This window comes from Achromobacter deleyi (assembly GCF_016127315.1).
In the GTDB taxonomy this organism is placed as follows: Bacteria; Pseudomonadota; Gammaproteobacteria; order Burkholderiales; family Burkholderiaceae_B; genus Achromobacter; species Achromobacter insuavis_A.
Window position 1 is genome coordinate 549,499 of the sequence record NZ_CP065997.1, and the last position, 18,599, is coordinate 568,097.

At 68.1% G+C, this 18,599-nt stretch carries 17 protein-coding genes and 1 tRNA gene; 8 read left to right on the forward strand and 10 right to left on the reverse strand.

All coding sequences use genetic code 11. From position 1 onward, the window contains the following. Nucleotides 1-26: 26 nt before the first annotated feature. Complete coding sequence (locus I6I07_RS02380; protein ID WP_198485560.1) at nt 27-1,169, forward strand: glycerate kinase; 1,143 nt, start codon at nt 27-29, stop codon at nt 1,167-1,169. Nucleotides 1,170-1,240: 71 nt separating this feature from the next. Here I6I07_RS02380 and rsmA read toward each other — a convergent pair whose 3' ends face one another. The 3 genes from rsmA to I6I07_RS02395 are packed head-to-tail and all read right to left on the reverse strand — an operon-like array spanning nt 1,241 to nt 6,025. Continuing rightward, nucleotides 1,241-2,032 carry a 16S rRNA (adenine(1518)-N(6)/adenine(1519)-N(6))-dimethyltransferase RsmA gene (gene rsmA, locus I6I07_RS02385; protein ID WP_198485561.1) on the reverse strand — a complete coding sequence of 264 codons (792 nt, stop codon included), beginning with the start codon at nt 2,030-2,032 and terminating at the stop codon, nt 1,241-1,243. A 19-nt stretch (nt 2,033-2,051) separates the two neighbouring features. Continuing rightward, complete coding sequence (locus tag I6I07_RS02390) at nt 2,052-3,635, reverse strand: peptidylprolyl isomerase (protein WP_198485562.1); 1,584 nt, start codon at nt 3,633-3,635, stop codon at nt 2,052-2,054. After that, nucleotides 3,632-6,025 carry an LPS-assembly protein LptD gene (locus tag I6I07_RS02395; protein ID WP_198485563.1) on the reverse strand — a complete coding sequence of 798 codons (2,394 nt, stop codon included), beginning with the start codon at nt 6,023-6,025 and terminating at the stop codon, nt 3,632-3,634. The genes I6I07_RS02390 and I6I07_RS02395 overlap by 4 nt, the downstream gene beginning before the upstream one ends. Before the next feature lie 168 nt (nt 6,026-6,193). On the opposite strand from I6I07_RS02395, the gene I6I07_RS02400 reads away from it, so the two are divergent. The 6 genes from I6I07_RS02400 to I6I07_RS02425 all read left to right on the forward strand — a co-directional run bounded on the left by I6I07_RS02400 (nt 6,194) and on the right by I6I07_RS02425 (nt 11,203). Continuing rightward, on the forward strand, nt 6,194-7,234 hold the full coding sequence (locus I6I07_RS02400; protein ID WP_198485564.1) for an aminoglycoside phosphotransferase family protein: 1,041 nt from the start codon (nt 6,194-6,196) through the stop codon (nt 7,232-7,234). After that, on the forward strand, nt 7,234-7,920 hold the full coding sequence (murU, locus tag I6I07_RS02405; RefSeq protein ID WP_198485565.1) for an N-acetylmuramate alpha-1-phosphate uridylyltransferase MurU: 687 nt from the start codon (nt 7,234-7,236) through the stop codon (nt 7,918-7,920). The genes I6I07_RS02400 and murU overlap by 1 nt, the downstream gene beginning before the upstream one ends. Before the next feature lie 156 nt (nt 7,921-8,076). Beyond that, entirely contained in the window at nt 8,077-8,775 is a 699-nt protein-coding gene (locus I6I07_RS02410) for a DUF6776 family protein (protein ID WP_061072395.1), read from the forward strand. A gap of 123 nt (nt 8,776-8,898) precedes the next feature. Then, a complete protein-coding gene (locus tag I6I07_RS02415; RefSeq protein WP_198485566.1) occupies nt 8,899-10,533 on the forward strand; it encodes an FAD-dependent monooxygenase in 1,635 nt (544 codons plus the stop codon). Continuing rightward, on the forward strand, nt 10,530-10,751 hold the full coding sequence (locus I6I07_RS02420) for a hypothetical protein (RefSeq protein ID WP_198485567.1): 222 nt from the start codon (nt 10,530-10,532) through the stop codon (nt 10,749-10,751). Before I6I07_RS02415 ends, I6I07_RS02420 begins: the two co-directional genes overlap by 4 nt. Continuing rightward, nucleotides 10,748-11,203 carry a MarR family winged helix-turn-helix transcriptional regulator gene (locus I6I07_RS02425; protein ID WP_198485568.1) on the forward strand — a complete coding sequence of 152 codons (456 nt, stop codon included), beginning with the start codon at nt 10,748-10,750 and terminating at the stop codon, nt 11,201-11,203. The genes I6I07_RS02420 and I6I07_RS02425 overlap by 4 nt, the downstream gene beginning before the upstream one ends. A gap of 5 nt (nt 11,204-11,208) precedes the next feature. On the opposite strand, the gene I6I07_RS02430 is transcribed toward I6I07_RS02425, so the two are convergent. From I6I07_RS02430 to I6I07_RS02440, 3 genes are all read right to left on the reverse strand, one after another. Then, nucleotides 11,209-11,535, reverse strand: coding sequence for a 4a-hydroxytetrahydrobiopterin dehydratase (locus I6I07_RS02430; protein WP_198485569.1), 327 nt, complete (start codon nt 11,533-11,535; stop codon nt 11,209-11,211). A 120-nt stretch (nt 11,536-11,655) separates the two neighbouring features. Further along, a complete protein-coding gene (locus tag I6I07_RS02435) occupies nt 11,656-12,303 on the reverse strand; it encodes an OmpA family protein (RefSeq protein WP_198485570.1) in 648 nt (215 codons plus the stop codon). Nucleotides 12,304-12,417: 114 nt separating this feature from the next. Beyond that, complete coding sequence (locus I6I07_RS02440; RefSeq protein ID WP_198485571.1) at nt 12,418-13,080, reverse strand: HAD family hydrolase; 663 nt, start codon at nt 13,078-13,080, stop codon at nt 12,418-12,420. 294 nt (nt 13,081-13,374) lie between these two features. Between I6I07_RS02440 and I6I07_RS02445 the strand changes: the two genes are divergently transcribed. Further along, complete coding sequence (locus tag I6I07_RS02445; RefSeq protein ID WP_198485572.1) at nt 13,375-13,998, forward strand: FMN-dependent NADH-azoreductase; 624 nt, start codon at nt 13,375-13,377, stop codon at nt 13,996-13,998. Nucleotides 13,999-14,038: 40 nt separating this feature from the next. On the opposite strand, the gene I6I07_RS02450 is transcribed toward I6I07_RS02445, so the two are convergent. The 4 genes from I6I07_RS02450 to I6I07_RS02465 all read right to left on the reverse strand — a co-directional run bounded on the left by I6I07_RS02450 (nt 14,039) and on the right by I6I07_RS02465 (nt 18,465). Next, the gene (locus I6I07_RS02450) at nt 14,039-16,525 is read right to left on the reverse strand and encodes a TonB-dependent siderophore receptor (protein WP_232625873.1); all 2,487 of its coding nucleotides are present in this window, start codon (nt 16,523-16,525) and stop codon (nt 14,039-14,041) included. Nucleotides 16,526-16,610: 85 nt separating this feature from the next. After that, a complete protein-coding gene (locus I6I07_RS02455; RefSeq protein WP_198485573.1) occupies nt 16,611-17,606 on the reverse strand; it encodes a DUF4880 domain-containing protein in 996 nt (331 codons plus the stop codon). Nucleotides 17,607-17,608: 2 nt separating this feature from the next. Continuing rightward, nucleotides 17,609-18,106, reverse strand: a complete 498-nt coding sequence (locus I6I07_RS02460) for a sigma-70 family RNA polymerase sigma factor (RefSeq protein ID WP_104021621.1) — start codon at nt 18,104-18,106, stop codon at nt 17,609-17,611. A 283-nt stretch (nt 18,107-18,389) separates the two neighbouring features. Continuing rightward, nucleotides 18,390-18,465, reverse strand: a tRNA-Lys gene (locus tag I6I07_RS02465). Nucleotides 18,466-18,599: the final 134 nt, after the last annotated feature.

Genomic DNA, 18,599 nt, shown 5'->3' on the forward strand with positions numbered 1-18,599 from the left:
TCCCCCAACGAACCGTGGCCGACCTCGTGAAAATCGTCATCGCACCCGACTCTTTCAAAGAAAGCGTTTCCGCGCCCGACGCGGCGGCGGCCATCGCCCGCGGCGTCAAGGCCGCCTGCCCCGGCGCGCAGACCGTCTGCATCCCGATGGCGGACGGCGGCGAGGGCACCGTCGAAGCGGTGCTGGCGGCGGCCGGCGGGCAGGCGCGCGAGCGCACGGTCAACGATGCGCTGGGCCACAAGGTCGACGCCGTGTGGGGCCTGCTCGAAGACGGCACCGCCATCATCGAAATGGCCGCGGCCGCGGGGCTTGAATTGATCGCGCCGACCAAGCGCGACCCGATGCGTGCCAGCAGCCATGGCGTGGGCGAACTGATCCTGGCGGCGCTGGACGCCGGCGCCGAGCGCATCATTCTCGGCCTGGGCGGCTCCGCCACCAACGATGGCGGCGCCGGCATGCTGACCGCGCTGGGCCTGCGCCTGCTCGACCAGGACGGCCGCAGCCTGCCGCCGGGCGGCGGCGCGCTGGGCCAGCTGGCCAGCATCGACCTGCGCGGTCTCGACCCGCGGCTGGCGAAGACGCGCATCGTCATCGCCTCCGACGTCGACAACCCGTTGTGCGGGCCGCAGGGCGCGTCGCATATCTTCGGTCCGCAGAAAGGCGCCACGCCCGAACAGGTGCTGGCGCTGGACGCCATGCTCGGCCATTTCGCCGACGTCTGTGCGCGCCAGCTGGGCAGCGACCGCCGCGACGACGCCGGCGCGGGCGCCGCCGGCGGCCTCGGCTTCGCCGCCAAGACCTTCCTGAATGCGCACTTCCGGCCCGGCGTCGAGATCGTCGCCGAGCTCGGCGGCCTGGCGCAGGCCATGGAAGGCGCCACGCTCGCCTTCACCGGCGAAGGCCGCATGGACGCGCAGACCCTGCGCGGCAAGACGCCCGCGGGCGTGGCCCGCATCGCGCACCAGGCCGGTGTGCCGGTGGTGGCGCTGGCCGGCTCGCTGGGCGAAGGCTACGAAGCGCTGCACGCCGGCGGCATCAGCGCCGCCTTCAGCCTCGCGCCCGGCCCCATCACCCTGCACCAGGCGCTGGCCGACGCCGAAAGGCTGCTGCACGACCGCGCCCGCGACGTGATGCAACTGTGGATGGCGGCGCAAAAGCGCATGCTGTAGTCGCCACCACGACGCGACGAAAAAAAGCCCGCTCGACGCGGGCTTTTGCTTGCACGGGGGGGGGCGTGGCCTCAACCGCGCTGCAGCACGCCAGCCTCGACCAGCGCGTCCGACAGGCGGATGTAGCGGTCCACCGAGATGTCCTCGGCGCGCGCGGTGGGCGCGATGTCCAGCGCTTCCCAGGGCACCTGCGGCGCCCAGTCGGCCAGCACCCGGCGCAGCATCTTGCGGCGTTGCGAGAAGGCGCGGGCCACCACGGTCTCGAAGGCGCGCGCGCTGACCGGGCGCAGGCGTTCGGCCGGCAGCGGCACCATGCGCACGATGGCCGACACCACCTTGGGCGGCGGATCGAACGCCTCGGGCGGCACGTCGAACAGCTTGTGCATGCGATAGCGCGACTGCAGCATTACGGACAGGCGGCTGAAGTCGCCGCTGCCGGGTTGCGCCACCATGCGGTCGATCACTTCCCGCTGCAGCATGAAATGCTGGTCGCGGACGTGATCGGCCCAGGTCATCAGGTGGAACAGCAGCGGGCTGGAAATGTTGTAGGGCAGGTTGCCCACCACCCGCAGCCCGGCGCCGAACTGCGAGAAGTCCACCGTCAGCGCGTCGGCCTCGACCACGGTCAGGCGGCCTTCCTCGAATTGCTTGCGCAGCCGCGCCGCCAGGTCGCGGTCGATCTCGACCGCGGTCAGGTGATCGAGCCGCTCGAGCAGCGGCCGGGTCAGCGCCGACAGGCCCGGACCGATCTCGACCACGGTGTCGCCGCGGGCCGGGTTGACCGACCGCACGATCGACTCGACCACGCTCTCGTCGGTCAGGAAGTTCTGGCCAAAGCGCTTGCGCGCCTGGTGTTGAGACATGAAAAAACCCGGGCTGCGATCAGCGGTTGTTCTGGTTGATACGGTCCTGCTTCTCGAGACGGTTGTCGATGTACGCCTGGGCGCGCAACTGATCCAGCCAATCTTCGAAAGCGGGTTGGGCACGGCGCTCGAACAGGGTCTGACGGGCCTTCATGCGGGCCAGGTCGTCGGTGGCGTCGTGCTGGCGGCGCTCTTCGACCTGGATCAGGTGCCAGCCGAACGGCGTCTGGATGGGCTGGCTGATATCGCCGGGCTTGAGCGCGTTCATCGCGGCCTCGAAGGTCGGCACGGTTTCACCCGGGTTGAGCCAACCCAGATCGCCGCCTTGCGGCGCGGTCGCGTCCTGCGAGTACTGGCGCGCCATGTCGGCGAACTTGGCGTCGCCGGCCACCAGGCGCTGGCGCACCTGTTCGAGGCGCTGGCGGGCCTGCTCGTCGCTCATCACGGTCGAGGTCTTGATCAGGATGTGGCGCGCGTGCGTCTGCATCACTTCGACCGGACCTTGCGGCGCCTGGGCCTGGGGTTGCGGACGCGGCTGCGGCGCGGGCGCCGGGGCAGGCGCGCGGGCGGTGCGGCTGGGCGCCGGTTGCGCGTTGCCGCGGTCCATCACCTTGAGAATGTGGAAACCGTTGCCGCTTTGCAGCAGGGTCGAGACCTGACCCTTCTGCAGATTGCCGATGGCCTTGGCGAACAGGTCGGGCCAACCGTCCAGCGGACGCACGCCCATGATGCCGCCCTGCAGGGCTTCGGGGCCGTCCGAGTTGGCGGCCGCCAGGCTGGCGAAGTCATCGCCGCGTTTGGCGCGCGCCAGCAGGTCCTCGGCCTTCTTGCGCAATGCGGCCAGCTGGTCGGGCGACGAGCCTTCCGGCACGCGCACCAGGATCTGCGCCACGGCGTAGAGCATCGGGCCGGCGGGCGCGGCGGCCTGCTCGGGCGCGGCTTCCGGCTGGGGTTGCGGCTGGGCCTGCTGCGCCGACTGGGCCGCGGCGGCGAACGCCGGATTGCGGCGCTGGTCCTTCAGGAAGGCATCGACCTCGGCATCGGAAATGACGATGTTGGAGTCGACCGCGCGCTGGCGCAGGCGATCCGAACGGATTTCGTCGCGCAGCGATTTGCGATAGCTGTCCCAGGAGGTGCCGGATTTCTCGATTTCCTGGCGCAGTTGCGCCGCGCCGATCTTGTTGCGCTCGGCGATGGTCTTGATGGCCATGTCGACCTGGGCATCATCGACGCGGATGCCGAGACGATCGGCCTCGTGGCGCTGCACCCGTTCCATGATGAGGCGCTGCAGCACCTGGTGCTGCAGCGTCTTGTCGTCGGGCACCTGGATGCCGCGCGCCTTCAACTCACCGGCGATGCGCAGCGACGCATCGCGCAATTCGCGCAGAGTGATCACGTCCTTGTCGACCACGGCGGCGATGCCGTCGACGAACTGCTCTCCGGCGGCGGGCGGCGCGCTTTTCTGCGCGGCCGGGGCAGCCGGCGCGTTTTTGGCGCCCTTGGCGTTCGGCTCGGCCGCGTGCGCGGCGGAGAAGGCGGCGCAAACAGCCAGCAACAGCGCGTTGCCGGAGAAGCGACGCAAAGAGTGCAACCTACGCATCATTCATACCTTTCAAATGTAGTCCCGGCAGGCACAGGCGGGGTGATATTCGAGTAGCCGGGGATACTTCTGTTCAGCAGGTTCATCGGATCGGTTCCCAGGGAACCCAGTCCGGTCAACTCCAGCTGGAAGAACAGCGCCGTGTTGGCGTCGGTGGCGGACACCGCATAGCGTTGGAACACCATCCGGCCGACCCAGCAGCAATCGCCCTTGTATTCGAGGCCGGCGATGGCCTGCGTGATACGCGGGGAATCATTGGTGCCGCTGACCGTGCTGGACGGACCGTTGCGCAGCGAATAGTCGACGCGGCCCACGCCGTACCAGCGCTTGGTGAACGGCCACTGCACGGCCAGGCTGATCTGGTTCTGCCCTTGCGGCTGATAGGCCACGCCGGTCTGCGGATCACGCTGGTAGCGATAGGCCAATGCCACCGTCGTCAGGCGCTGCGGCGACCAGCGGCCGCTCAGCAATGTGCGCGACCAGCGGTTGTCATAAGGGTTGTACTGCGCCGCCACGTCGGTCGTGAACGTGTCGGTCAGCGCGGCGCTGGCGCCTACCAGGAAGTCGGAGCGCACGTTCTCGCGCGGCGTTTCGCCGGGCAGCGTCACTTGCTGGTCAGCGAAATACAGGCGCTGCGCCACGGCCAGCGACGCGCGCTCGAAGCCGGTGGAGGCGTCGAGCCAGCGCGTGGTCAGCGCGGCGGTCAGCTGATTGGCGTTGGAAATGCGATCCCAGCCGCCCGTGTAGATATTCTCTTCGAACGCCTGCGAGAAGCTGAAGTCGGACAGCGAGGTGTCGTAGACCGGAATCTTGGATTGGTCACGATACGGCACCCGCAGGTAATACAACCGAGGCTCCAAGGTCTGCGTAGACGCCTTGCCGAACAACGTAGTGTCCCGCTCGAAGATCAGCCCCGTATCGAGCGACATGATCGGCACCGTACGCGACTGCGAGCGTGGGTAGCCAAAATCCGTGCCGGCGTTGGCCGTGCCCGAGTTCAGGTTGAGCCAGTCGCGGCTGAACCAGTTGGTTTGGTACTGCGTGTAGTTCACGCCGACCTTGGGCACCACGAACCAACCTGGGCGAACGATCGGATAGGACACGGTGGGATAGGTCTGCAGACGATCACCGGTGGGGCCAGCGCGATTGCCCAGCAGCAAAGGCTGCTTGAAACGTACCGCCGTCGACGTCCAGTCCACGTCGAAACCGCCCCAATCGTAGCGGGCGCCGCGCAGATAGAATTCCGGCTCCTTGTCATAGGGAGGCGTCAGCAGCGCATTCGGGTCCTGCAGCGTCTGATATTTATAGACTTGAGCGTAGGCGCTCCAGTAAGTCGACCCCCAGCCTACACGCGCGCGCTGGGGCAGATAGGTGGTGGACGCCTGATTCAGGCCCAACTGGGAAATATCGCGGAAGTAGTCATTGTCCGACACCTTCGCCACATCCCAGTCGGCATAGAAGCCATTGCCGAGCAGCTGCTGATGGCGCCACCAGTACATCCAGCGGTCATCGCCGCTGACGTGGTCGTTGGGCAGGTAGGCACCGTAGATGCTGCCGCCGTAGCTCGCGCCCAGGTAGCGGAACTCGCCGCCCAGTTGCAGGCCGCGCTTGGAGAAGTAGCGCGGCTGGATCGTGGCGTCGTAGTTCGGCGCCAGGTTCAGGTAGTAAGGCAGCGAGAAGTCGAAGCCGCCCTTGCTGGTGGTGCCGTACGTCGGCACCAGGAAGCCCGACTTGCGTTCCTTCTTGACCGGGAAGGTCATGTAGGGCGACGCCAGGATCGGCACGTCCTTGAAATACAGCACGCCGCTACGGGCCACGCCTTCGTTTTCATCGAAGTCGATGTCGACCGTCTTGGCCTTGATGTACCACGACGGCGTCTCGCACGAGCAGCCGCTGTAGGTGACCGTGTGCAGCCGCATCTGCGACTTGCTGAAGATTTCGGCGTGTTCCGCCACGGCGAAACCGCCGGTGGCGCCCAGCCAGAAATTGGGTTTCTCGACTTCGCCGGAGTACTTGTCGACGTTGAACTTGGCGTTGGGGCCGGTCACCAGGGTGCCGTCGCGCATCATGCGCGCGTTGCCCTGCACGTCCACCTCGCCGGTGTCCTTGCGATAGTTGATCCGGTCGCCCTTGATGACGCCGTCGATGCGGCGGACCTGGGCCGCGCCGGTCAGGGTCAGGTCGGAATCCGGATCCCCCTCGATGGTGTCCGCTTCCATATAGGCGGGGATGTTCCCGTCGGGCAGGCGGTGCACCCGCAGCCCGGGGGACGTGCGCAGCTCAGGGGCCGCGGTGATCGACGTCGACGAGGGAGCCGAGCCTTGGCTGCCCTGGGCCTGAACGGCCCCGGCGACGCTGATAGCAGATAGGATCAACCACCGAACCTTGCGCACGAGTGAAAACAGCCCTTTTTGACGATGGGGGAACCAGGCAATGGCGCCCGGCAGGGGCCCATGCTAACGGAAACGAGCCGGTATTATAGAGAAGCCGCGCCAGACGCCCAGCCTTATGTGCGCGCAACCCAATTTTCCGCAATATTGCCTTTCTGACACGGATCTTCCTTGAAAAACGATCATGACCCTCGCCTGGAGCAGATCCGCGCCTGGCTGCAAGGCCTGCCCGCCGCCCTGGGACTGGCGGTGGACAGCCTGCGCCCCGCCTCCGCCGACGCCAGTTTCCGCCGCTATTTCCGCCTGGACGCCGCCGGCCGCACCCTGATCGTGATGGACGCGCCGCCCCAGCACGAGGATTGCCGCCCGTTCCTGCACGTGGACCAGTTGCTGCGCGACGCCGGCCTGAACGTGCCCGAAGTGATCGCGCAGGACCTCGGCCAGGGCCTGCTGCTGCTGTCCGACCTGGGCGAACAGACCTATTACCAGCGCATCCAGGACGGCGTGGACGACGCCCGCCTGCAATCGATGTACCGCGACGCCCTGGCGGCGCTGGTGCGCCTGCAACAGGCCGGCACCACCGGCCTGGGCACCTACGACACCGGGCGCCTGGCCGACGAACTCACCCTGTTCCCCGAGTGGTACGTGCAGAAGCACCACGGCGCCGCGCTCGATGACAAGACGCGCCAGGCCCTGGACAAGATCTTCGCCCTGCTCTCGGCCAGCAACGGCAACCAGCCCACCGTGCTGGTGCACCGCGACTACCACTCGCCCAACCTGATGGTCTGCGACCAGCCGCAATACGGCCCCAACCCGGGCGTCATCGACTTCCAGGACGCGCTGGCCGGCCCCATCACCTACGACCTGGCGTCGCTGGTGACGGACGCCCGCACCACCTGGGAAGAACCGCAACAGCTCGACTGGGCCATCCGCTACTGGGAAATGGCGCGCGCCGCCGGCCTGCCGGTCGACGCCGACTTCGCCGAATTCCACCGCGCCTATGAATGGATGGGCCTGCAGCGCAACCTGCGGATCCTGGGCGTCTTCGCCCGCCTGAACCATCGCGACGGCAAGGCTCACTACCTGGCCCACATGCCGCGGGTGAACGGCTACGTGCGCCAGGTGGCCCAGCGCTACGGCGTCTTCACGCCCCTGCTGCGCCTGCTGGACCAGCTCGACGACCGCCAGGTCAGCGTCGGATACACCTTCTGATGCGGGCCATGATCCTTGCCGCGGGCCGCGGCGAACGCATGCGCCCGTTGACCGACCGCCTGCCCAAACCGCTGCTGCCGGTCGGCGGCAAGCCCCTGATCGCCTGGCACCTGGAACGTCTGGCCGCGGCCGGCTTCCAGGACGTGGTCATCAACCACGCCTGGCTCGGCCACGAGATCGAGCGCGCGCTGGGCGACGGCGCGGCCTTCGGCCTGCGGATCCGCTACTCGCCCGAGGCCAGCGCGCTGGAGACCGCCGGCGGCATCGCCCAGGCCCTGCCGCTGCTGGGGCCGGATCCGTTCCTGGTGATCAACGGCGACGTCTGGTGCGACTGGGATCCCGCCGCCGCGCCGGCCCTGGCGGCCGCCCTGCCCGCCGCCGGCGCCTGGCTGCTGATGGCCGACAACCCGCCGCAGCACCCGGAGGGCGATTTCACCCTCACGGCCGACGGTCGGGTCGAGGACGGCGGCGACGCCCGTTTGACCTTTTCCGGCATCGGCGTCTACCATCCCATGCTATTCGCGGGCATTGCCCGCGGCACGGCCGCGCGGCTCGCGCCCCTGCTCCGGCAAGCCATGGAACAGGACCGCGTGCGCGGCGCCCGCCACGCCGGCCGATGGGCCGACATCGGCACCCCCCAACGGCTGGCCGACCTCGACGCCGAACTCCGATCCGGCGCGCGGTAAGGCCCGCCAATGCCCACATATTTCACAATATCAAGGTGCGCAACGAGGCTTGTCCGCGCGCCCATCGCCCCGGGTTAACCGGGTATTCTCTGACGCTTTGGCCAGTGCGCACGGCGCCCGGCCAGGCAACACACAGGACGTTTTCTAGGAATGGGGATGTTTGGAAGATCGCAACGGGCCGTATTCAAGCCCTCCGTATACCAACCCGGCCAACGCACGCGCCGCATGCCGCGCTGGCTGGTCCTGCTGCTGGTGGGCATCGCCCTGGGCGCGGGCGGCGTGCTCTTCCTGCAGACCAACTACGGCCCGCAACGGCTGACCGTCGAGCAATCCGAGCAGCTGCACACCGAACTGAGCGCCTCCAAGCTCGAGAACCAGCGCCTGCAAAGCCAGCTCGAAGAGGCTACGCAGCAACGCGACGCCAACAAGTCCGGCCATGAAAAGCTCACCGCCGACCTGGCCGACACCCGCGCCAAGCTGGATACCCTGAACAAGGAACTGGTGCTGTTCCAGGACGCCATGCCGCCCGATCCCCGCGGCGGCAACCTGGGCATCCGCTCGGCCACCTTCAAGCGCCAGCCCGGCCAGCTCGACTACCAGGTGCTGGTGATGCGCGAAGAGCGCAACGGCGCGCCGTTCAAGGGCACGCTCACCTTCTCCATCGACGGCAGCTACCCCAACGGCCGCGCCGCCACCATCACCCCGGAAGGCCCCACGCTCAACGTCGACCGCTACGACTACGCGCTGGGCCAGCTGAAGCTGCCCGACGGCTTCACCCCCAAGGTCGTGGTGCTGCGCGTCATGGACGGCGGCCAGAAGCAACAGGCCATGCGCATCTACTACGTGCGCAACTGAGCGCCGTCGCGCCCGACAAGACCCGCCCGCCCCGGCGGGTCTTTTTTTGCCTGGACCAAATGGTTGCGTACACAACCAATCCAGCGATATAGTTGCGCAAACAACCAATATCCCGGAGACACCATGACGCCACCCGCCCGCGTGCCCGTCCTGATCGTCGGCGGCGGTCCGGTCGGGCTCACCCTGGCCGCGCTGCTGGCGCATTACGGCATCGCCTCGCTCACGCTCGAGGCCGACGACGGCTATTGCAGCGGCAGCCGCGCCATCTGCATCTCGCGCCGCTCGCAGGAAATCCTGGGCTGGGCCGGCGCCGACGCGGCGCTGACCGCCACCGGCCTGCCCTGGAGCGGCGGTCGCAGCTACTACCGCGACCGCGAAGTGCTGCACTTCGAAATGCCGCACGACCCGACACAGCGCTTCGCGCCGATGGTCAACATCCAGCAGTACTTCGTCGAGGAATACGCGCACCAGGCCATGCTGCGCCAGCCCGGCCTGGCCGCGCTGCAATGGTCGGCCCGCGCCATCGCGGTGCGTCCGGGCCCGGACGGCGTCGACGTCGAGGCCGAGATTGACGGCCAGCGCCACACCGTGCGCGCCGACTGGCTGGTGGCCTGCGACGGCGGCCGCAGCAGCGTGCGCGAGGCGCTCGGCCTGAAGCTGGAAGGCATGCAGTACGAAGGCCGCTACGTCATCGTCGATATCGAACAGGCGTCCGATCGCCCGGTCGAACGGCTGGCCTGGTTCGATCCGCCGTCCAATCCGGGCTCCACCCTGCTGATGCACCGCCAGCCCGGCAACGTCTGGCGCGTCGACTACCAGATCCGCGACGACGAGGATGCCGCCGAGGCGGTCAAGCCCGAGAACGTGCTGCCGCGGGTGCAGAGCCATCTGGACATGATCGGCGAGACCGCGCCGTGGAAGCCGCTCTGGATCTCGCTCTACAACGCCAAATGCCTGACGCTGGGGCGCTACCGCCACGGCCGCGTGCTGTTCGCGGGCGACGCCGCCCACCTGGTGCCGATCTTCGGCGTGCGCGGCCTGAACTCCGGACTGGACGACGCCGGCAATCTCGCCTGGAAACTGGCCTGGGTGCTGCGCGGCCAGGCTGCGGATGCCCTGCTCGACAGCTACAGCGGCGAACGCGTCCACGCCACCCGCCAGAACCTGGCCTACGGCGCCAAGAGCACCGAATTCATGGCGCCGCCGGATTTCGGTTTCCGCCTGATGCGCGAGGCCGCGCTGCGGCTGGCGCTGACCGACGAACGCGCCCGCCCGCTGATCAACCCGCGGCAGTCCGCGCCCATCTCGTATGACGGCTCGCCGTTGAACCTGGCCGATGGCGCCGACGGCCAACACCCCGCCGCCGCCCCCGGCCAGCCCGCGCCCGACCTGCTGCTGGCCGATGCCGACGCGGCGCCGCGCTACCTCAGCGCCTGCTTCGGCCAGGGCTTCGTGCTGCTGGCCTGCGCCCCCGACGCCGCCACCGCCCGCAACCTGCATGCGCTCGCGTCCGCCACCCGGCAAAGCACCCGGCCGTTGCAGGCCATCGCCGTCGACGGACCGGCGCCCGACGCCTGGCGCGACCCGCACCGCCACCTGCAGGAGCGCTTCGGCGCGCGGCCCGGCACGGTCTGGTTGCTGCGGCCGGACGGCTACGTGCTCGGCCGCTGGGCCGCGGCGGACGAGCACGTCCTGCGGGCCGCGCTGGCGCCCTACTACCCGATGATCGACCCTTCACCGCAGGAGCCGCAAGCATGAGCAACGATGAACTGGACCAGGTCTATACCCTGATGGCGCAGACCCTGACCCGCGTCGGCCCCGCGCGGGCGCCGCTGTTCCTGTCGATCCTGGGGCTGTCGGCGCTGGCGCGCCTGCCCGACGCAAACGCCGCCACCGCCCTGCTGGCGCAGGCCGAGGCGGCCAGCGCCGCCCCTGTGGCACACTATCCCGCCGCCACCGCCGACCGCCCGACGTGACCACGCCCGCCCTCGAACGATTTCTGACCTACCGCCTGCACGTGATCAACAAGATCACCGACCGCGACACGAATCGTGCCTACCAGGAAGACTGCGGCATCCCGCTGGGCGAGGCGCGCTGCCTGGCCGCGATCGGCCGCTACGCGCCGCTGTCGGTCAATGACCTGGCGCTGGCCGCCAACCTGAACAAGGGCCAGGCGAGCCGTTCCGCGCAGGCCCTGGTCGAACGCGGACTAATCGAGAAAAAGGATTCCGCGGCCGACGGCCGCGGCGTGGTGCTGTCGCTGACGCCGGCCGGCGACGCGCATTACCGCCGCATCATCGACCTGATCGCGCGCCGCAACCAGGAAATCTTCGGCTGCCTCAGCGCCGACGAACAGCGCCAGCTGGGCGACATGCTCGACCGCCTGATCGCGCACCAGCGCGACCCGTCCGGCGCGCGCGAAGACTGATCCGCCTACCCGGCCGCTTTCGGCGCGGTGGCGCCCATCTGCGCGGCGGTCTCGTCCATGAACTGCGCCATGCGCACATCCAGCTCGGTCACGCCTCCGGCATCGTGCGTGGTCAGCATCACGTCGACCCGGTTGTAGACATTGGTCCACTCGGGATGGTGGTTCAGCTTCTCGGCGAACATCGCCACCCGCGCCATGAACCCGAAGGCGGCGTTGAAATTGGCGAAGCGGAAGCGCTTTTCGATCGCGTCGCGCATCGCGACGGCCTGCCAACCGGACAGGGCCGCGACCGCGATGTCGGTGCCGATACGGGCAGGGGGAAACATGCTCATGGCGAACTCCAGGAAAGGCCAGGAAAGAGCGCCGCGCCGTTCGCGCCGGCAACGGCCCGGCGCGCCATCGCGGCCGGCGGCATGCCGCCGGCGCACGGCGGGCGCGGCGCCCGCATGCTACTACTGCTTGACCGCATACAGGTAGATCTCGACCCGGCGGTTCAGCGCCCGGCCGTCGGCGGTGGCGTTGTCGCCGATCGGGTCGTTGGGCCCGCGCCCTTCGATCGTCAGCCGCGTCGCCGCCACGCCCTGCCGCGACAGATAATCCGTGACGCTGCGCGCCCGGTTCACCGACAAGGTCTGGTTGTGCGCCAGCGCGCCCGTGCTGTCCGTGTGGCCCACCACCTTGGCGCGCAGCTCGGGATGCTGGTTGAGCGAGCGCGCCACGCTGTCCAGCACCGGCAGCAGCGCCGGCTTGAGGTCGGTCTTGTCGGTGTCGAACGACACGTTGCTCGGGATGTTGACCTTCAGGCTGCCATCCGGCATCTCGACCACGTCGATGCCCAGCGAGGTCGCCCCCGACCGCTGCACGTCGTCCTTCACCACCTTCCAGTTGTAGCCAATCAGGCCGCCGGCCACCGCGCCGATACCGGCGCCGACCGCCGCGCCCGTGCCATGGCCGATCAGGGCGCCGATGCCGGCCCCGACGGCCGCGCCCGCCCCGGTTCCCACCGCGGTATTGGTCTGCTGCTGCGTGGCGCACCCCGCCACCAGCACGCCCGTTGCCGCGACTACAGCGATACGCTTGAGCATTGTTCTTGAGTGCATGACAACCTCCACGATCCTGTCGGTGCGCCGGCGGATGCCGGCAGGATTCATGTTAAGGCCAGTCCCGCCCGCTGCGCGCGCCGCGGGCGCGCAACAGTTTGTACCGCGAGCCGGCTAGCGCCCCGCCGCACCGAATCCGGCCAGCCACGGCAGCGCGTCATCCAGCCCCGGCGACTGCGCCGCGGGCGCCGGCGCGCCTTCAGGCAGGGCCAGGCCGACGCGGTTGTGCCAATAGGTGCGCAGGCCCACCTTGCTGGTGCCGAACAGGTCGTAGCCCGAACCCGCCACGAACGCCGCCTGCGCGGCCGGAACCTCCAGCCGCGCCAGCGCCAGTTGGTAGGGCCGCGGATCCGGCTTGTAGTAGCCCGCTTCTTCGGACGTCACCACCACGTCCCAGTCCACCCCCAGCAGAGCGGCCGCGCGATGGCCCAGGCGCCGCGAGCAGTTGGTGACCACGCCCAGCTTGCAATGCGGCCGCAGCGCCCGCAGCAACTCGCGCGCGCCGTCCCAGGCCGGCAACCCGTCCCACCCTGCCTCCAGCGCCGCCGGCGCACTGGCCGGCAGCCCCACGGCCGCGGCGGCGGTCTCGACCAGGTGCTCATAGGGTTGGTAGGCGCCGCAGCCGTAGGTCAGGCGCAGATATTCGGCGCGCCAGGCGCGGCCGCGCGCCTCCGAGCCCGCCGCGGCATTCCATACCGTCCAGGAGTCCAGCAACGCGGTCAACAGGTCGAACAGCACCGCGCGGGGATAGGCGGCGGATGGGGCAACTACGGACATGGCGGCACTCCTTGGATTCGATGCCGTCACTATAGAGACGGCATCGCTCGCCGTGATTTAGCCTGGATGCAATCACCATTCAGTTCCGGCTTAACACCGATCGCTCGTCCGCAGGCATCCGGCCCGTTCGCCACACCCCGGCATTGCCCAGGATCCGCCGGGCATTGCGTTTGCAATTCCATCGGGCAGCGATACAATCACCCGTCTAACGATTGCAATTGCAATCGTAATTTCCCAATCGGGCGCGCCGGCATCCGACCGTCCGGCGCCCGCCCTCATCCGGACTTTCGCGGCATGCGTCTCTTGAACATCGTGTCCTCGCCCCGCGGCGCCCGATCGGCGTCCATCTCGATCGCCGAGTCTTTCCTGGAGGCCTGCGGCCAGGCCCATCCCGGACTCGAGATCGACACCTTGAATGTGTGGGAGGAAGACCTGCCCGACTTCGACAGCCGGGCGATCGGCGCCAAGTACAAGGGCGTCTCGAAAACCCCGCTGGACGACGCCGAGGCCACGATCTGGGCCCGCATCACCGAACTCGCCCGGCGCTTCCAGCAGGCGGACCGGATCGTGCTCGGCGTGCCGATGTGGAATTTCGACTATCCCTACAAGCTCAAGCAACTGATCGACCTGGTCAGCCAGCGCGGCATGCTGTTCAGCTTCGACGGCCGCGCCTACGGCCCGCTGCTCAGCATCCCGCGCGCCCTGGTCATCCACGTGCGCGGCCAGGGCCACGACCCCGTCGCCTACCCGGCCAGCCCCGGCTTCGCGCACCAGGCCGACTACCTCGACTTCTGGCTGAAGTTCATCGGCGTCAAGGAAGTGCGGCGCCTGATGGTCGAACACACCTGGGACGCCCAGGCCACGGACGCCATCGCGCAGGCCAGGATCCGCGCGGCCGCGATCGCGCAGGATTTCTAGCGCGGCGCCGGCGGCCGCCACGGGCCGCCGGCAACCGGACTTACATGCGCGCGCTCAACGTCAGCATCACGTTGCGGGGATCGCCGTAGTAGTTGCTGATGCCGGTGGCGTCGACCTTCTTGTAGTAGACCTTGTCGAAGATGTTGTTGACGTTCAACTGCAGGCGCAGGTTCTTGTTGAAGTCATAGCTCGCCATCGCGTTGTAGACCGCGAACCCGGCCTGGCGCGCCGTGATGCCGCGCGCGCTGGCGTAGGTGTCGCTCTGGGCCTGCACCCCGGCGCCGATCGTCAAGCCGCGCAGCTGGCCCGGCAGGCGATAGGTGGTGAACACGCGCAGCAGGTGGCGCGGATCGAGCGTGCGGATCGGCTGGCCGACATTGCTGGCGGTCGAATCGCTCAGGTACCTGGTGCGGGTGTTGGTGTACCCGGCCATGACCTGCCAGTCGGGCGTGAGCTCTCCGCTCAGTTCCAGTTCCCAGCCCTCGCTGCGCGTCTTGCCGCCGGCGACCTTGCAATAGCCCGTGGGGTAGTTGGGCAGGCAAGGGTTGGCGCTGCCCGCGTCGTCCATGGCCCGGCCCACGTTGTTGATGCGGAACACCGACAGCGCGGCGTTCAGGCGGCCATCGTAGAACGCGCCCTTGATGCCGGCCTCGTAGTCCTCGCCGCGGATCGGCTCCAGCAGGTTGCCGCTGCTGTCGTAGGCCTGCTGCGGCGTGAAGATCTCGCTGTAGCTGCCGTAGACGCTGAAGTTCTCGTTGAGGTCGTAGACCAGGCCCGCGTACGGCGTGATCTCGCGGTCGATGCTGTAGCGCGTCGTGCCCTGCAGCACTTCATAGTCCCACCACGTGGCGCGCGCGCCGACCAGCAGCGTCAACGGATCCGCCAGCGAGATGCGGCCCAGCGCATACAGCGCCTGCTGCTTGGTCCGATTGTTGCTCGCGTCGTAATAGGAGCCGCCCGTGGTGCCCTGCGGCTCCGGGTAGGTGGTCGACGGATCCCAGTCGCGGATATCGATGTTGTTCTTCGGCCCGACGTTGAAATAGCCGCTGGAATTGGTCTGCCGGACGTAGCTGCTCTCGGCGCCGAGCGTCAGGTGGTGAGTGCGGCCGAACAGCTCGACCGGCCCGTTGGCCGTCAGCGAAACGCCATTCTGGTCGCTCGCGCTCTTCGGATAGATCGAGGTGGTGACGTTGTACAGATAGGGATTGGTGGTGCTGGCCCGCGTGATGTACGACTGCTTGAAGCCGCCGTCGAAATAGCGGAAGCGCGTGTTCATCGCGGTGGCCTTCACCTCCCAGCCTCCCTCGAAGCGGTGCTCCAGCTCGAGCATGGCCTGGTCGTTGTAGCGGTTCCAGTGGTTCCAGTCCGCGCCCAGGTAGGTGCTGCGACCCAGCTTCAGGTCCGAACCGTCGAAGCCCCGCGGCAGGCCGCCCCAGGCGCCGGTGGCCTTGAGCTCGGTGTGCTGGAACGAGCCGGTCAGCGTGGTGCGGTCGGTCAGGTCCGCCTGCAGCACGCCATAGAACACCTTGCGATGCTCGTAGCGCGCATCCTGGAAGAAGTCCTTGTTGTCCGCCACCGCGACCACCCGGCCGCGCAGCGTGCCGCTGTCGTTGAAGGCCCCCGAGATGTCGGCCTCGGCGCGGCGGCGGTCCCACGATCCCACCGTCACGTCGGCGCTGGCCTGGAACTCGCGCGTCGGGCGCTTGCGCACCAGGTTCACCGTCGCCGACGGATTGCCCGAGCCGCGCAGGATGCCGGCCGACCCGCGCAGGATCTCGACGCGATCTAGCACCGCCGTGTCGGGCTGGATGAAGTTCGAACCGGCCTGGTACATGTTCATGCCGTCGACCTGCAGCGAATCGATGGCGAAGCCGCGCGAGTAGTAGCTGACCCGCTCGCTGTCGGTGTAGTCGACGGTGACGCCGGGCACGTTCTGCAGCACGTCGTGCAAGTCCGGCAGCTTGCGGTCGTCGAGCAGCTGGCGCGACACGATGGTCACCGGCTGCGGCGTGTCACGCACCGACTGGGCGCCCTTGAAAATCGTGGTGGCCGAGCCGCCGTAGGCGCCCGTGCCCTCGGTCGAGGCTGGATTGAAACCCTGGGCCGTGACCTTGACCGGGGCCAGCAGGGTCGCATCGCCGCTGGCCAGCGGACGCGCCTCGAGGATGTAGGCGCCATTGGCCATGCGGCGAGCCTGCCAGCGCGTGCCGGCCAGCACCTGCCGCAGTCCGTCCTCCACGCCGTAGCTGCCCTGCACGCCGGCCGATGACTCATTGCGCAGCGCATCGGCATCGAACGTCAGCGCAATGCCCGCCTGGCTCGCGAACCGATTGACGACGTCGATCAGCGGACCGGCGGACAGGCTGTAGTGCTGCTGCGAGGCGCCGCTGGCGGCCGGCGCGGCCTGCGCGTGCGCCACGGACGTCTGCAGCGACCAGGCGGCGGCAAGGATCAGGACCAGCCGCCTGGGCGTCAACGCGGCGCGGGAAAGGGAAGCGGATTGGACAGGCAAAGTGAAGGGGAGCATCGGGGAAAATCCGGCTGAGTGAATGGCTTCCTGGTAGGCCGATCCAGGACACGCCAACCGGAACCTCGATTAGAAACAAAATGTATCAGACCGAACGGACCGTTCCCTTGACCCGCGGCACGATCCATGTGACGTAGCGCGTCATGCGCCGGATCTCGACCGGATAGCTGTTTTCCAGCGCATCCAGGGCAAGATCGGCGTTCGCCAGCGGAAACGTGCCCGACACCGGCAATTCCGCCAGGCTGTCATCCAGCAGCAGCCAGCCCGGCCGATAGGCGCGCAGGCGCGCGACGAACTTGCCCAGCGGCATCTTCACCGCCACCAGCGACCCCGTGCGCCATGCCGCGAACCACTCGCTGTCCACATGACGCGGCGCTCCGACCTCGGTGGCGGAGAAGTCCGCCCACTGGTGCGCGTCCACCTGGCGCGCGCCCGCCCGGCCGTCGCGCGGCACGACGCGCACGGCCTGCGTGTTGACCCGCACCTGGCCCTGGCGGTCGCCAACACACACGACGAACTCCGCGCCCGCGGCATGCACATCGCCGAATTCGGTCTGCACCACCACCGCCAGCGAGACATTGCCGCGCTCGCCCGCCGCATTGACATACACACGGCCGTTGCGCAGCAGGATGCGGCTTGCGCCCTCGTCGTAGACCACGTCGGCGGCGCTGTCCGTATCCAGCACCGCCACCGTGCCGTCCCGCAAGGGCAACCGCGAGATCTGTCCGACCGCCGTGCTGAACTCGGCGTTCCAGCGGCGCCAGGCCTGCGGCGCCTGCATACCCAGCATGCCGAGAGGCAGACAGGTGGCGCCCGCCACGGCCAGGCGCAGGATCCGCCGGCGCCCGCTATCGGTGCCCTGCAGGGTGGCCATCGCCACCTGCTTGCACGAGACATCCGAGAAACAGCGCTGCACGGCCTCGACCTTGGTCCAGGCCTGGCGGTTTTCCGGACAGGCCTCGAACCATTGCTGCCAGGCGACGCGCACGCCCTCGTCCTGCTGCGGCGACAGCAGGCGCGCGAACCATTGCGCGGCCTGTTGCGCGGCGTCGCGCTCACGTGCCTTTGCGGTTCGGATCATGGTCAATCCAGCATGTCGCAGCAGCGCGCCATGGCGCGCGCCATGTAGTCGCCCACGGTGCGCACGGACACGCCCAGGCTAGCGGCGATCACGGGATAGGACGCGCCCTCGATCATGGCCATCAGGAAGGCCGCCTTGACCTTGCGGCCCAGGCCGTCGAGCATGCGGTCCAGGCGGACCAGCCGCTCCATGACCAGCGCCTGCTCTTCCAGCGAGGGGTGATGCGTCTCGGGCAGGCTTTCGAGCACCTGCAGGTAGGCTTGCTCGAGGGCGCGGCGGCGCCACAGATCGATCAGCAGGCCACGCGCGATGGTCGCCAGGTACGAACGCGGCTCGCGCAGCGTGGCGGCCACATTCGACTGCAGCACGCGAATGAAGGTGTCCTGCGCCAGATCGGCGGCGTCATGCCGGTCGTCCACGCGCACGCGCAACCAACCGGTCAACCACGAGTGATGCGCGCGGTACAGGTCAGAGACGGTCTGCTGGGAATCAGGGCACAAAGCCCCCTCTGTGCTTGGAGGCGGGGACATGCGGGGAACACGGCATTATTTACAATCAATAATCAATCTTATTCGCATTGTTTCGAATCCTCCAAGCTGGAAGGCGAAATTCGATGCGAGGTGTGGCTGGCATGCCGCATTGAGGGCAGGCGTCCGCATGCAACGCGGTAATGATCGTGCCGTGCTGGCCGTCGTTGGTGCGGAGTTGCTGGTGTACCGCGACCGGATCGCGCGGAAAATGAAAAAGGCCGTCGACGATGAACGTCGACGGCCTTTGAAATTCTGGTGGGCTGTGAGTGGCTCGAACACTCGACCTACGGATTAAGAGTCCGCTGCTCTACCAACTGAGCTAACAGCCCTGCATGTTCATTCACAACTGCTTGGGTAACGCCGCTTTCGCGTTGTCGCCGCTGCGTTGTTGTGTTTGACCAGCGAAGAAGCGAGATTATAGGGACCTTTTTTTAATTGTGCAAGTCGATTGCCGATCGACCAC

Coding starts and splice junctions, on each gene's coding strand:
- rsmA (WP_198485561.1), bottom strand. CDS start 2,032: ATGTCTCAACACCAGGCGCGCAAGCGCTTTGGCCAGAACTTCCTGACC.
- I6I07_RS02435 (WP_198485570.1), bottom strand. CDS start 12,303: ATGCACTCAAGAACAATGCTCAAGCGTATCGCTGTAGTCGCGGCAACG.
- I6I07_RS02445 (WP_198485572.1), top strand. CDS start 13,375: ATGCGTCTCTTGAACATCGTGTCCTCGCCCCGCGGCGCCCGATCGGCG.
- I6I07_RS02415 (WP_198485566.1), top strand. CDS start 8,899: ATGACGCCACCCGCCCGCGTGCCCGTCCTGATCGTCGGCGGCGGTCCG.
- I6I07_RS02455 (WP_198485573.1), bottom strand. CDS start 17,606: ATGATCCGAACCGCAAAGGCACGTGAGCGCGACGCCGCGCAACAGGCC.
- murU (WP_198485565.1), top strand. CDS start 7,234: ATGCGGGCCATGATCCTTGCCGCGGGCCGCGGCGAACGCATGCGCCCG.
- I6I07_RS02410 (WP_061072395.1), top strand. CDS start 8,077: ATGTTTGGAAGATCGCAACGGGCCGTATTCAAGCCCTCCGTATACCAA.
- I6I07_RS02440 (WP_198485571.1), bottom strand. CDS start 13,080: ATGTCCGTAGTTGCCCCATCCGCCGCCTATCCCCGCGCGGTGCTGTTC.
- I6I07_RS02390 (WP_198485562.1), bottom strand. CDS start 3,635: ATGATGCGTAGGTTGCACTCTTTGCGTCGCTTCTCCGGCAACGCGCTG.
- I6I07_RS02420 (WP_198485567.1), top strand. CDS start 10,530: ATGAGCAACGATGAACTGGACCAGGTCTATACCCTGATGGCGCAGACC.
- I6I07_RS02430 (WP_198485569.1), bottom strand. CDS start 11,535: ATGAGCATGTTTCCCCCTGCCCGTATCGGCACCGACATCGCGGTCGCG.
- I6I07_RS02450 (WP_232625873.1), bottom strand. CDS start 16,525: ATGCTCCCCTTCACTTTGCCTGTCCAATCCGCTTCCCTTTCCCGCGCC.